The sequence below is a fragment of the Dactylosporangium sp. CA-139066 genome (genome assembly GCF_050936175.1).
GTDB lineage: Bacteria > Actinomycetota > Actinomycetes > Mycobacteriales > Micromonosporaceae > Dactylosporangium.
Genome location: NZ_JBNJNH010000002.1, coordinates 935,758 through 949,515, shown reverse-complemented (window position 1 = coordinate 949,515; position 13,758 = coordinate 935,758). Strand labels below are relative to the sequence as shown.

Annotated in this window: 9 protein-coding genes; 6 read left to right on the top strand and 3 right to left on the bottom strand. The window is 71.7% G+C overall.

Going from position 1 to position 13,758, the window contains the following annotated elements:
• Positions 1–16: 16 nt before the first annotated feature.
• Positions 17–1,003, bottom strand: a complete 987-nt coding sequence (locus tag ACQEVU_RS49100) for a GlxA family transcriptional regulator (RefSeq protein ID WP_433337081.1) — start codon at positions 1,001–1,003, stop codon at positions 17–19.
• A gap of 19 nt (positions 1,004–1,022) precedes the next feature.
• On the opposite strand from ACQEVU_RS49100, the gene ACQEVU_RS49095 reads away from it, so the two are divergent.
• The 4 genes from ACQEVU_RS49095 to ACQEVU_RS49080 all read left to right on the top strand — a co-directional run bounded on the left by ACQEVU_RS49095 (position 1,023) and on the right by ACQEVU_RS49080 (position 6,086).
• A complete protein-coding gene (locus ACQEVU_RS49095; protein WP_433337079.1) occupies positions 1,023–2,345 on the top strand; it encodes an MFS transporter in 1,323 nt (440 codons plus the stop codon).
• Between the two features lie 1,103 nt (positions 2,346–3,448).
• Positions 3,449–3,997, top strand: a complete 549-nt coding sequence (locus ACQEVU_RS49090; RefSeq protein ID WP_433337077.1) for a hypothetical protein — start codon at positions 3,449–3,451, stop codon at positions 3,995–3,997.
• Positions 3,998–4,030: 33 nt separating this feature from the next.
• On the top strand, positions 4,031–4,471 hold the full coding sequence (locus ACQEVU_RS49085; protein WP_433337075.1) for a T3SS (YopN, CesT) and YbjN peptide-binding chaperone 1: 441 nt from the start codon (positions 4,031–4,033) through the stop codon (positions 4,469–4,471).
• Positions 4,472–4,529: 58 nt separating this feature from the next.
• Entirely contained in the window at positions 4,530–6,086 is a 1,557-nt protein-coding gene (locus tag ACQEVU_RS49080; RefSeq protein WP_433337073.1) for an aldehyde dehydrogenase family protein, read from the top strand.
• A 582-nt stretch (positions 6,087–6,668) separates the two neighbouring features.
• On the opposite strand, the gene ACQEVU_RS49075 is transcribed toward ACQEVU_RS49080, so the two are convergent.
• Both ACQEVU_RS49075 and ACQEVU_RS49070 read right to left on the bottom strand, forming a co-directional pair.
• A complete protein-coding gene (locus tag ACQEVU_RS49075) occupies positions 6,669–7,052 on the bottom strand; it encodes an HAAS signaling domain-containing protein (RefSeq protein WP_433337071.1) in 384 nt (127 codons plus the stop codon).
• The gene (locus tag ACQEVU_RS49070; protein WP_433337069.1) at positions 7,049–7,390 is read right to left on the bottom strand and encodes a PadR family transcriptional regulator; all 342 of its coding nucleotides are present in this window, start codon (positions 7,388–7,390) and stop codon (positions 7,049–7,051) included. Before ACQEVU_RS49070 ends, ACQEVU_RS49075 begins: the two co-directional genes overlap by 4 nt.
• A 95-nt stretch (positions 7,391–7,485) precedes the next feature.
• Here ACQEVU_RS49070 and ACQEVU_RS49065 point away from each other — a divergent pair, with 95 nt between their 5' ends.
• Together ACQEVU_RS49065 and pulA are read left to right on the top strand one after the other, a co-directional pair.
• A complete protein-coding gene (locus ACQEVU_RS49065) occupies positions 7,486–7,935 on the top strand; it encodes a MarR family winged helix-turn-helix transcriptional regulator (protein WP_433337067.1) in 450 nt (149 codons plus the stop codon).
• Between the two features lie 69 nt (positions 7,936–8,004).
• On the top strand, positions 8,005–13,746 hold the full coding sequence (gene pulA / locus ACQEVU_RS49060; protein WP_433337065.1) for a pullulanase-type alpha-1,6-glucosidase: 5,742 nt from the start codon (positions 8,005–8,007) through the stop codon (positions 13,744–13,746).
• Positions 13,747–13,758: the final 12 nt, after the last annotated feature.

The following is a 13,758-nucleotide window of genomic DNA, read 5'->3' as shown; positions in this document are numbered from 1 at the left end:
GATCGCTCACTCCTGCCTACCCGCCGGTGCCCTCCGGCACAACCCGGAAGGTGCGGCGGTAGGCACTGGGGGCGACGCCGATCGTGCTCTGCAGGTGCTGGCGCAGCCCGGCGGCGGTGCCGAGGCCGGAGCGGCGGGCCACCACCTCGACCGGCAGGTCGGTGGTCTCCAGCAGGGCGCGGGCGTGGTCGACCCGCTGCTGCAGCAGCCACCGCGAGGGGCTCACCCCGGTCTCCTCGCGGAAGCGGCGGGTGAACGTGCGCACGCTCATCCTCGCGTGCGCGGCCAGGTCCTGCAGGGACAACGGCGCGTCGAGCCGCTCGACCGCCCACGAGCGGGTGGCGGCGAGGGAGGCGTCACTCGGCCGGGAGACGGGCCGCTCGATGTACTGCGCCTGCCCGCCCTCCCGGAACGGCGGCACCACGCTGCGCCGCGCCGCCCGGTTGGCCACCTCGCTGCCGAAGTCGGTGCGCACCACGTGCAGGCACAGGTCGATGCCGGCCCCGACCCCGGCGCTGGTGAGCACGTCGCCGTCGTCGACGAAGAGCACGTCGTGGTCGAGCTTGACCTGGGGGTACAGCTCCCGGAACCGCTCCGACCACCACCAGTGCGTGGTCGCCGGCCGCTCGTCGAGCAGGCCCGCCGCGGCGAGCACGAACGCGCCGGTGCAGATCGACATGATCCGCGCCCCGCGCGCGTGAGCCTTCTGGAGAGCCGCGGCCACCAGCGGGTCGAGCCCGCCGTTCTCGACCGGGTCGCCGGCGTGGATCCCGGCCACGACCACCGTGTCGGCGCGCTCGGTGAGCTCCAGGCCGTGGTCGGGCGCGACCCGGTAGCCGGCGGACGTGCGCACCGGGAGCGCGCCGGGGCTGCAGACCTGGACGTCGTACTTCCGGTGGCCGAGCTCGTCGCGGGCGGTGCCGAAGATCTGCGAGGGCGTGCCGAGGTCGAACGGCACGACGCCCTCGAGCGCGACGATGGCGACCAGGTGCTTCTCGGTCATGGCCCAATTCTTGCGCACTATGGCTGCCGGGCCACTCGTCCCGGGGTACCGAATCCGCTGCAATGTTGTTGTGAAACGACTCCACCCGGCCTGGCTGGTCGCCGCCGTCGCCTTCGTCGCCCTGGTCGGCGCCGCGGGCTTCCGCGCGACCCCCGGCGTGCTCATCCATCCCCTGCACGACGAGTTCGGGTGGTCGCTGGGGACCATCTCGCTGGCCGTCTCCATCAACCTGCTGCTGTTCGGCCTGACCGCCCCGTTCGCCGCCGCCCTGATGGAGCGCTTCGGCATCCGGCGCGTCGTGGCGTACGCGCTGCTGCTCGTCTCCGCCGGCAGCGGCCTCACCGTCTTCATGCGCCACAGCTGGGAGCTCATCGCGCTGTGGGGCGTCCTGGTCGGCCTCGGCACCGGCTCGATGGCGCTCGCGTTCGTGGCCACGGTGACGGGCCGCTGGTTCGTGAAGCGCCGCGGCCTGGTGACCGGCGTCCTGACCGCCGGCGGCGCCGCCGGCCAGCTCATCTTCCTGCCGCTGCTGGCCGTGCTGGTCGAGGACCACGGCTGGCGCTCGGCCGCGCTGACGGTCGCCGGCGCCGCCCTGGCCGTGGTGCCCCTCGTGCTCTGGCGCCTGCGCGACCACCCGTCCGACCTGGGCGTGACGGCGTACGGCGCCGAGGCCGACGCGGTCCCCCCGCCGCTGGTGGGCGGCGCCGCGCGGCGCGCCCTGGGCGCCCTGCGCACGGCGTCGCGCACCCCCGCGTTCTGGCTGCTGGCCGGCGGCTTCGCGATCTGCGGCGCGACCACCAACGGCCTGATCGGCACCCACTTCATCCCCGCCGCCCACGACCACGGCATGGCGGAGCCCACGGCCGCGTCGCTGCTGGCGCTGATCGGCCTGTTCGACATCGCCGGCACCATCGCGTCGGGCTGGCTGACGGACCGCATGGACAGCCGCGTGCTGCTCGGCTGGTACTACGCCCTGCGCGGCCTCTCGCTGCTGGTCCTGCCGGCCCTGTTTGCGGCGACGGTCCGCCCGAGCATGCTCGTCTTCATCCTCTTCTACGGCCTGGACTGGGTCGCGACCGTTCCTCCCACGGTGGCGTTGTGCCGCGAGTACTTCGGCTCGAGCGGCCCGGTCGTCTTCGGGTGGGTCTTTGCGAGCCACCAGTTCGGTGCGGCGATCGCGGCCACGGCGACGGGGGTGCTGCGGGATCGGCTCGGGAACTACGACCTGGCGTGGTACATCGCGGGCGGCTTGTCGATTACGGCGGCGGCGTTGTCGTTGATGCTGTTCAAGTCGCGCCGCCCTGTGCCTGCGGCGGCGTCGCCGGTCGCGGTGGCGGCCTGAGCTCGCACGTTCTCACGGGCCACGCGCGTTGCTCGTGCTTCCGCATGGCCCGTGTTAGCGCATTGCCGTGTTACCCACGTCGCCGGTGTTGCCCGCGTTGCTCCTGCTACCCGCGTTGCCCGTGTTAGTGCGCCACCCGTGTTGTCCGTGCCAGCGTGTCGCGCATGTCAGCGCGTGGCCGTATTAGCCGCGTTGCCGGTGTTACCTGTGCCAGCGCGTGGCCCGTGTTAGCGCATTGCCGTGTCACCTGCGTTTCCGTGCTAGCGCGTTGCCTGCCTTGTCCACGTTGTCTGCGCACCCGCGTGGCGCGCTTGCTATTCGCGGGGTGCGCTCGCAGCGCCTTTCCGCCGACCTCGGCCGCGCCCTGCGCCGGCTGCCCGCTCCGTGCCGTGTCCGCCGGCCTCCGGCCTCCGGTCCTGCCCCAGCCGGCTGCTCGCTCGTGCGACGTCCGCCGACGCAGGCCGACCTCGGCCCGGCCCGGGGCCCGTAGTCAGCTCCGTGCCGCGCCCGCCGGCCTCCGGTCCGCCCCGGCCCTGCCTTGCCCGGCGGCCCGCTCCGTGACACGTCCGCCGACCCCGGTCCGGCACCGCCGCGACCTCGGCCCCGCCGCGACCTCGGCCCGGCCCGGGCCCGTAGTCCGCTCCGTGCCGCGCCCGCCGGCCTCCGGTCCGGCCCCGGCCCTGCCCGACCCGGCAGCCCCTCCGTGCCACGTCCGCCGACCGCGGTCCGGCCCGGGCCCGTCGCCGGCGCCGTGTCAGTCGCCGTCGGCTGCGCCCGCGCCCCCCAGCGTCAGGCGCGGCCGACGACGACCGACGTCGGCGGAGAAGCGGCCGCGAGATCCGGCGAGACCCCGCGACCGCAGCTCCACGACGACGCCGCCGAGCGGAACGCGCCTGTACACGGTCCGCTCGGCGACCACCGTCCGCATCGCCCCGTTCCCCCGTACTCGATGCGGACGGTGCCACCGGCCTATCCGGCGCGTGCTGCCACGCGACCGACCCCCCGGTCCCAATGCCTTGTGGCTGGCGGGTCCAGATCAGCGTATCTAGACGTCTAGGTTGGCGCAATTGTTGATTTGCGGAAATGTGGTCTAGCCTTGCCGAGTGCGGGGCCGCCTCTTCCCAGTCGACGGAGACTGGTACGAATGGCGCCAGGACGAGCCGCCGCTGGCCGGGACCGTGCTGGTGCGAGTCGGCGTCGGGCCCGGCGGGCGGTTGGTGCTGACCGGGCTGCGCATCGAGGGCACGCCCAGCGCCGAGCTGCTGCGCGCCATACCCGTCGGTCGCATCGAGGCGGCCGCGAATGCGCAGTTGACGGCCGTGGAGGCGGTTCGCGGTACCGCTGCCGTGGTAAACACTCGACCCAGGCCCGTGGCACCGCCCGTCGCCGAGGATGTCGGCTGGGAGATGACCGAGCCGGCGCTCGCCGTCGCGCGGGCGGCGCCCGGCGGGGCCACGCGGATGCGGGGGCGGCCGGACGTGTTTTATCGACAGGTCGCCGACGTGTACCTCACGTACGCCCAGGCCTCGCCCCGGCCCGCCTGCGACCTCGCCGATGAGCGCGGGGTGCCGGTGAGCACGGCGCACCGCTGGGTGAAGGAGGCGCGGCGGCGGGGCTTCCTGCCGCCCGGGCGGCCCGGCAAGAGTGGCTGAGGGCGGCGTGCATGCCCCCGGTATCGTGAACGCGTGTCGATAGACGACGCCTTACGGGCGAGGGTGCATCGGCTGCTCACCGACTATCTCGGCGGGCAAGAGGTGCCTGGCGACCTGGTCGCGGCGCCGGTGGCGATCCGCAGCGGGACCGCGGTGCTGTACCTGCGCCTGATCGCGAGCGAGCCGCCGCTCGTCCGGGTGTTCTCCCCGCTGCTGCGCCGGCTCGGCCGGTCGCCGGAGCTGCTCGCCGAGCTCAACGAGCTCAACGGCCGGCTCAACTTCGTCCGGCTGTTCTGGCGGGACGACTGCGTCTTCGCGGCGGTGGAGCTGCTGGCCTCGACCCTCGACCCGATCGAGCTGAGCAACGCCTGCGACTGGGTGGCCGACACGGCGGACTACTACGACGAGCGGCTGCGGGAGCAGTTCGGCGGTCAGCTGTCCTTCGACCCCGCAGAGCTACCGAAGCCGCACTGAACGTAGTCATCGGGTGGTACTCCGAGAAACTGTCGTACCCGCGCGCCAAGATGAACGCGTGACCCGCCTCATCGTCTCCACCATCGGCGGCCGGCCCGTCGCCGCCAACGATCACCGTGTCCCCTCGCTCAACCCGTCCCGGCTCGACGACGTCGTGGCCGAGGTTGTGCTCGCCGATGCCGAAACCTTCGTCGGGGCCTGCCGCTCCGCCCGCGCCGCGCAACGCGCCTGGGCCGACGTGCCCGCGCCCGTGCGCGGGCGGGTCATCGCCAACCTCGGCCGCCTGGTGGAGGCCAACTTCGAGGCCCTCTCCGCGCTGGTCACCCGCGAGGTCGGCAAGACCCTGACCGAGGCCCGCGGCGAGGTCCAGGAGATCGTCGACACCTGCGACTTCTTCCTCGGCGAGGGCCGCCGGCTCTATGGCCAGACCGTGCCGAGCGAGATGCCCGACAAGCAGCTGTTCACGTTCCGCGTGCCGGTGGGCGTCGCGGCCGTGGTGACCGCCGGCAACTTCCCCGTGGCCGTCCCGAGCTGGTATGTGGTGCCCGCGCTGCTGTGCGGCAATGCCGTGGTGTGGAAGCCCGCCGAGTATGCCGCCGCGTGCGCCGAGGCGTTCGCCCAGCTGATCCGCCGCGCCGGCGTTCCCGACGGCGTTTTCGAGGTGGTGTACTCCGACGGCCCCACGACATATGCCGGCCTCGAGGCGGCGCTGGGAGAGGGGCTGATCGACAAGATCGGGTTCACGGGTTCGTCGGAGGTCGGCGCGCGCATCGGCGAGCTGGCCGGCCGCCACCTGCAGAGCGCCTGCCTCGAGCTCGGCGGCAAAAACCCGATGGTCATCACCGAGGACGCCGACCTCGACCTCGCGGTCCACGGCGCCCTGTTCGCGGGCTTCGGCACCGCGGGCCAGCGCTGCACCTCGCTCGGCACCCTGATCGTCCACGACAGCATCCGCGAGGAGTTCACGGCGCGCCTGGAGTCCGCGGTCCGCGCCGCCGTGGTCGGCGACCCGAGCGACCCGGCGGTGCTCTTCGGCCCGTTGATGAGCGAGCGCTTTGCCGAGCGCTACGAGACCTACCTCGACTGGATCGAGCCCCACCACCGCGTGTCGGGCTCGACGGGCACCGGCCGCATCACCGCGGCCAACCCGCGCGAGGGCTTCGTCGGCGACCCGGCGGCCGGCCTGTTCTACCACCCGGTGCTGGTCCACGGCGTGCGCCCGGACGACAAGATCTTCCAGCAGGAGACGTTCGGCCCCCTGGTCGGCGTGACCACCTACACGACGTTGGAGGAGGCGATCGAGCTCGCGGACGCCCCCGGCTACGGCCTGTCCGCCGCGATGTACACCACCGACCCCAGCAAGGCGTTCGCCTTCCGCCGCGCAACCCGAGCCGGCATGGTGAGCATCAACAACTCCACGTCCGGCGCCGAGGCCCACCTCCCGTTCGGCGGCAACGGCCGCTCCGGCAACGGCAGCCGCCAATCCGGCGTCTGGGTCCTCGACCAGTTCACGCGGTGGCAGTCGATGAACTGGGACTACTCCGGCCGCCTCCAACGAGCCCAGATGGACACCCTGACCATCGCCCCGGACCTCGACTTCCGCCTGACCCCATAGCCGACCCGCGGCGAGCGCGTCGTCGCCCCAGCCCCGCCGGCGCGCCCCACCGCCCGAGCCTGTCGAGGCGGCCCCGGAGCGCACCGAGTTCCGCGGCGGCGGCCACGCCCGTGACCGCGATTCCGTGGCGGCCACACCCGTGACCGCGATTCCGTGGCGGCCACGCCCGTGACCGCACGCCGGCATCGCGCGCATCGACCTGCCGGCGTGGCCGGAGAACTGTCCGAGATCCGCGGTCGCGGGCCTCGCCGGTCTCCGTCTCACGGCGGCGGGCGAAGCGCAGCACAGTAGACCGGCGGCTGACCGGCTGGGCCGCCGGCCGCACCCGCGTGCCTCGGAGAACGGTGAGAGCGGTGACCCGCGCATGGGGCCGCGGCGCGCCGTGCCCGAACGGTGGGCGATGCCAGCGGATGGGTGCTGGCCGCGCGGGCATCACGCGCGCCCGGCCGGGCGAGCAGGTCGCACGGCGGGGCGGGCGGGCAGGCCTAGCGGGTGGGGGCAGGCACTGTTTGGTCAGCGCAGTGCGAGTCGGGCGGCGACCCGCGGCGGGTCAAGGTCGCGGGTCGCGGGCGCGGGGCGATGTCAGGAGTGCCACAGCGCCAGGGCCAGCACGCCCAAGAGGCCGGCCACGACGCACATTGTGGCCACCGCGGCGATCGTCAGGCCCACCCACAGCACCGCGGCCGAGCGCTTCTTCGGCTCGATCAGGATCGGGGGGTCGGCGGGGGCGTCGGGGGCGGTGGTGGCGTGGAACTCGGCGGCCAGTTCCTCCGGGTCGCCCAGAAGCTCCAGGATCGAGCGGACCTCGACCTCGGTTTCCTGGTCCGGGGAAAGTTCGGCCCGCTTGGCGGCGATGTGCTCGCTCAGGTCGGCAAGCAGCTCGGCGCGCCGGTTGGCGGGCACGCCGGCCAAGGCCTGCTCGACGGCGCGCAAGTAATCGTTGACCAGGTCATCGTAGGTGTTCATGCTGCCCTCGTTCCGACAATTCGGTCAACGGTGTCGCGAAAGGCCGTCCACTCCGCGCGGAAGTGGTGCAGTGCGGACTGGCCGGTGCGGGTCAACGAGTAGTAGCGCCGCGGGGGGCCCGACGGGGACTCGCGCCAGGTTGTCTCCACCCAGCCGGCGCGGCGGAGGCGAGCCAGCAACGGGTACAGCGTGCCCTCGCTCGTCGTCAGCGTCCGTTCAGCGGCCAGGCGGCGGGCCAGCTCGACGCCGTACTGCTCGCCGTCCTCCATCAACGCCAGGACGCAGAACTCCAGCGTGCCGCGGCGTAGCGCCGTCGACAGCGCGCCAGGAACATCCATGTCGCACAGGGTACCTTGCGCCGCAAGGTAGCGAAAGCGGGCACCCAGTACCAACAGACACGGGACACTTTTCTGAACGTGCAAAAATTATTGGCATGACCCGCTGGCTCGACGAGGAAGAGCAGGCCGCCTGGCGTGCCTTCTACAGCGCGACCACGTTGCTCATCGACCGCCTCGACCGAGAGTTGCAGCACGACGCCGGGATGCCGCACGCGTACTACGAGATTCTCGTCGTGCTGTCGGAGTCCGACGGGCGATCGCTGCGCATGAGTGAGCTCGCATTGAAGACCCGATCGTCGCGCAGCCGGCTCTCGCATGCGGTGACCAAGCTCGAGGCGCGCGGATGGGTGCGGCGGCGTGACTGCGACGACGACAAGCGCGGGCAGTTCGCCGACCTGACCGACGAAGGGTTCGCGGCGCTGGTGGCGGCCGCACCGGGGCACGTCGAGACGGTGCGCACGCACCTGTTCGATCCGCTGACGCCGGAGCAGGTGGCGCAGCTCAAGCAGATCAGCGAGCTGATCTCCGAGACGCTGAAAACGTAGAAGTCAAGCCTTGTAAGGATCTTTGCCGGTCGATACGGTGCCCACCTCGCTTGAGAGGAAGGCCCCGCCATGTCGACCAAGCTCGCGATCGGCGCCTTAGCCGCCCTTGCCCTGATTGCTGCGGTGCCGGGCGACTCGCCGCGGATGCCCGAGGCGGCGCAGCGGCCGTCCGGCTATTCGCAGGGCGTGCCCGAATGGTCCGCCGAACCGTCCGTCGCGAGCCTGCTGGATCAGGCCGGCGACACCAAGGCCAAGAGCAAGGCGCACGCCGAGCAGTTCTACTTCGTGCTCGCCGATCGGTTCGCCGACGGCGACCCGGCCAACAACGCCGGCGGGCTGTCCGGCGACCGGATGAGCACCGGCTACGACCCCACCGACAAGGGGTTCTACCACGGCGGCGACCTCAAGGGCGTCATCAACAAGCTCGACTACATCCAAGGGCTGGGCACCACGGCGATCTGGCTCGCGCCGGTGTTCAAGAACCGGCCGGTGCAGGGCAGCGGGGCCGACGTCTCGGCGGGCTACCACGGGTACTGGATCACGGACTTCACCCAGATCGACCCGCACTTCGGCACCAAGGACGATCTCAAGGTCCTCACGAAGAAGGCGCACGACCGGGGCATCAAGATCTACCTCGACGTCATCACGAACCACACCGCGGACGTCATCCGGTACGCGCAGAACCAGTACACGTACCGGAGCAAAACCGACTATCCATACAAGGACGTCAACGGCAACAAGTTCGACGACCGCAACTACGCCGACGGCACCCACGGCTTTCCGAAGGTCGACGCCTCTTCGTTCCCCTACACGCCGGTGTTTCCCACCGACGCCGACAAAACGGTGAAGAGCCCGGCGTGGCTGAATGACCCGACGATGTACCACAACCGCGGCGACTCGACGTTCAGCGGCGAGAACGCGGAGTACGGCGACTTCTTCGGCCTCGACGACCTGTGGACCGAGCGGCCCGAGGTCGTGCAGGGCATGACGAAGATCTACTCCGACTGGGTCAAGGACAGCGGGATCGACGGGTACCGCATCGACACCGCCAAGCACGTCGACATGCAGTTCTGGCCCCAGTTCACGCAGGGCGTCGAGGCGGCCGCCGACAAGGCCGGGAAGCCCGACTTCTTCATGTTCGGCGAGGTGTACGACGCCAACCCGGCCTTCGACTCGACGTACGTGCGCCAGGGGCGCCTGCCGGCCACGCTGGACTTCCCGTTCCAGCAGGCGGCGTCCGACTTCGTCGCGCGCAACGGCACCGGGCAGGAGCTCGCCGACCTGTACGCCCAGGACGACCTCTACACCTCGGCCGGCACCAGCGCGCAGGGCCTGCCCACGTTCCTCGGCAACCACGACATGGGCCGCATCGGGTACTTCGTCGCCACCGGCGGCACCGACCCGGCCACGCACCTGCGCCGCGACGAGCTCGGCCACGAGCTGATGTTCCTGACCCGCGGCCAGCCGGTCGTGTACTCCGGCGACGAGCAGGGCTTCACCGGCGCCGGCGGCGACAAGGACGCCCGGCAGGACATGTTCCCGAGCAAGACCGCCGACTACCTCGACGACGACCTGCTCGGCACCGACAGCACGCACGCCGTCGCCAACTACGACGTCAACCATCCGATCTATCGGACGATCGCGAGCCTCGCCCAGCTGCGGGAGCGCAACCCCGCGCTGCGCCAGGGGATCCAGATCACGCGGTACGCCGACCAGAACGTCTTCGCCTTCTCGCGGATCGACCCGGATCAGCGCGTCGAGTACGTCGTGGCGAGCAACAACGGCACCGGCGCCAAGACGGTCACGATCCCGACGTCCATGGCGACGACCACGTTCGACCAGCTGTACCCGGGCACGGGCGCCATCGCCGCGAGCGCCGGCGACGGCTCGCTGCAGCTGACGATCCCGGCCCTGAGCACGGTGGTGTTCAAGGCCCGCGGCGCGATCAAGCGGGCGACCGCCCGCCCGACGATCTCGCTGCAGGTCGACCCGGCCCCGGCCGGCCCCGCCGAGGTGCGGGCCACCGTCACCGGCGATCCGCTGTCCACCGTCACGTACGCCGCGAGCGTCGCCGGCGGGCCGTGGAAGCTGCTCGGCACCGACACCGCCGCGCCGTACGCCGCCTACCACGACCTCAACGGGCTCGCCGCCGGCACGAAGCTCGAGTACAAGGCGGTGGTGCGGGACGGATCAGGCCGTACCGCCGAAGCAAAGATCGAGACGAAGGTCGGCACGCCGCCGAGCGCCGCGTCCGCGGACTACGCCCTCGTGCACTACCAGCGCACGGCGGGCGACTACACCGGCTGGAGCCTGTACGCCTGGGGCGACATCCAGGACCCGATGACATGGCCGAACGGTGCGCCATTTGCCGGGGAGGACTCGTACGGGCGCTTCGCATGGGTCAAGCTGAAGCCGGGGGCCACGAACATGGGCTTCCTGGTGGTCGATGCCAACGGCAACAAGGACGTCCAGGCCGACCGCTCGCTCGACCCGACGAAGCACGCGGAGATCTGGCTCAAGCAAGGAGATGCGACCATCTACACCTCCCGGGCGGCGGCCACCGGCAGCGTGGCCGTGCACTACGGGCGGCCGGACGGCGACTACGCCGGATGGGGCCTGCACCTGTGGGGCGACGGCCTGGCGCCCGGCGTCGGGACCGAGTGGAGCAGCCCCCGCCAGCCGGACGGCGTCGACGGCTACGGCGCCTACTGGAACGTGCCGGTGAGCGACCCGACGAAGCCGGTGAACTTCATCGTCCACAAGGGCGACGTCAAGGACCCCGGCCCCGACCAGTCGGTGCTGCCGAGCACCCAGGGCGAGGCGTGGATCCGCTCGACGGAGGCGACCGTGTACCCCAACCGCGCCGCGGCCGAGCACACCGCCGTGCTGCACTACCGCCGCCCCGCCGGCGACTACGACGGCTGGGGCCTGCACGTGTGGACCGGCGCCGCGAACGGCACCGACTGGGGCAGCCCGCTCATGCCGTCGGGCACCGACGCCTTCGGCGTGAAGTTCACCGTGCCGCTGGCCGACAACGCGACGCTGCTCAACTACATCGTGCACAAGGGCGACACCAAGGACCTGCCGGCCGACCAGGCGCTGGACCTCGTCACCGTCGGGCACGAGGTGTGGATCCTCTCCGGACAGGAGAAGTACCTCTTGCCGATCCCCGCGCAGGGCACGCCCGACACAGACGTCAACAAGGAGAAGGCCGTCTGGATCGACCGCAGCACGGTCGCGTGGCGGGCCGGCCCGACCGACGGGCACAGCTACGAGCTGTGGTCCGCGCCGGCCGGCGGGCTGAAGGTCGTCGACGGGCAGCTGGTCGGCAACGGCACCCGGCTCGCGATGACCGCGGTGCCGGGCAACCTGACCGAGGCGCAGCGGGCGAAGTTCCCGCACCTGTGGGCGTACCAGACCTTCACCGTCGACGGCGACCGCGCGGCGCTCGCCGCGGCCCTGCGCGGGCAGGTGGTGGCCGTCGAGCGGGACGCGTCCGGCCAGGTCACCGAGGCGACCGGCGTGCAGCTGGCCGGTGCCCTGGACGACCTCTACGGCGCCGCGCTGAGCGCGAAGCTCGGCCCGACGTTCGAAGGGCCGCGCCCGACGATCAGCGTCTGGGCGCCGACCGCGCAGAACCTCAGCCTGGAGCTGTACTCCGACGTGACCCAGAGCCCGCAGCTCGTGGCCATGAAGCGCGACGAGCGCACCGGGGTCTGGAGCGTCACCGGCGACAAGTCCTGGAAGGGCCGGTACTACAAGTTCCGCGTCACGGTCTTCCAGCCGAGCGTCAAGGCGGTCGTCACGGCCAGCGTCACCGACCCCTACTCGGTGTCGCTGTCGGCCAACGGCACGCACAGCCAGATTGCCGACCTCGCCGACCCGGGCCTGCGCCCGGCCGGCTGGGGCGACCTGCGCAAGCCGCCGGCCCCGGCGCGCCCGCAGATCCAGGAGCTGTCGGTGCGCGACTTCTCCATCGCCGACGACACCGTCCCGGCCGAGCAGCGCGGCACCTACCTGGCGTTCACGCAGTCCGGCTCGGCCGGCATGCGGCACCTGAGCGACCTGGCCCGGTCCGGCACCAACTACGTGCACCTGCTGCCGGTCTTCGACATCTCGACCATCCCCGAGGTGCGCGGCGAGCAGGCCCAGCCGCCGTGCGACCTCGCCGCGATGGCGCCGGACTCGGCGCAGCAGCAGGCCTGCATCGCGCAGGTGGCCGACCGCGACGGCTACAACTGGGGCTACGACCCGTTCCACTACAACGCGCCCGAGGGCTCCTACGCGACCGACCCGCAGGGCACGCCGCGGATCACGCAGTTCCGCCAGATGGTGGCCGGGCTCAACAACGCGGGCCTGCGCGTGGTGATGGACGTGGTCTACAACCACACCCCGGCGGCCGGCACCGACCCGCACTCCGTGCTCGACCAGATCGTGCCCGGCTACTACCAGCGGCTGCTCGACGACGGCACCGTGGCCAACTCGACCTGCTGCGCCAACACCGCGCCCGAGAACGCGATGATGGGCAAGCTCGTCGTCGACTCGATCGTGCAGTGGGCCAAGCAGTACAAGGTGGACGGCTTCCGGTTCGACCTGATGGGGCACCACCCGAAGGCCAACATCCTGGCCGTGCGGGCGGCCCTGGACCAGCTCACGGTGGCCAAGGACGGCGTCGACGGCAAGAAGATCCTGCTGTACGGCGAGGGCTGGAACTTCGGCGAGGTCGCCGACAACGCCCGCTTCGTCCAGGCGACCCAGGCCAACATGGCCGGCACCGGCATCGGCACCTTCAACGACCGGCTCCGCGACGCCGTGCGCGGCGGCGGCCCCTTCGACGGCAACCCGCGCGTCCAGGGCTTCGCCACCGGGCTGTACACCGACCCCAACGGCGACCCGGTCAACGGCACCGCCGCCGAGCAGCGCGCCCGCCTGCTGCACTACCAGGACCTCATCCAGGTGGGGCTGACCGGCAACCTCGCGGCCTACGAGTTCACCGACTCCAACGGGCACCGGGTCACCGGCGCGCAGGTCGACTACAACGGCTCACCGGCCGGCTACACGGGATCGCCGAGCGAGGGCGTCACATACGTCGACGCGCACGACAACGAGATCCTGTACGACGCGATGGCGTACAAGCTGCCGACCGGCACGACCGCCGAGCAGCGGGCCCGGCTGCAGGTCCTGGCGCTGTCCACGACGGTGCTGGGCCAGGGCACCGGGTTCGTCACGGCGGGCTCGGACCGGCTGCGCTCCAAGTCGCTGGACCGCAACTCGTTCAACTCCGGCGACTGGTTCAACCAGATCCGGTGGGACTGCGCCGACGGCAACGGCTTCGGCGCCGGCCTGCCACCGGCCGCCGACAACCAGGACAAGTGGCAGTACGCCCAGCCACTGCTGGCCAACCCGGCCCTCGTGCCGGACTGCGCCGCGATCGACCTGGCCTCGGCCCGGTTCCAGGAGTTGCAGCGGATCCGGGCCAGCTCGCCGGTCTTCTCGCTCACCACGGCGGCGCAGGTCCAGCAGCGACTGAGTTTCCCGCTCTCCGGCGCGCAGGCCACCCCGGGCGTGATCATGATGGTGCTCGACGCCCGCGGGCTGGACGGCCACTGGCGCTCGATCGTGGTGGTGTTCAACGCGGGCGCAACGGCGACCACCCAGACGCTGCCGGCGTACGCCGGGGCGCAGGTCGCCCTGCATCCGGTGCAGGCCGCCTCGGCGGACCCGCTCGCCCGTCAGTCCACCTTCGACCGCACGCACGGGTCGTTCACCGTCCCGGCCCGCACCGTGGGGGTGTTCGTCCAGGCCGCATAAACGCATCGGCGG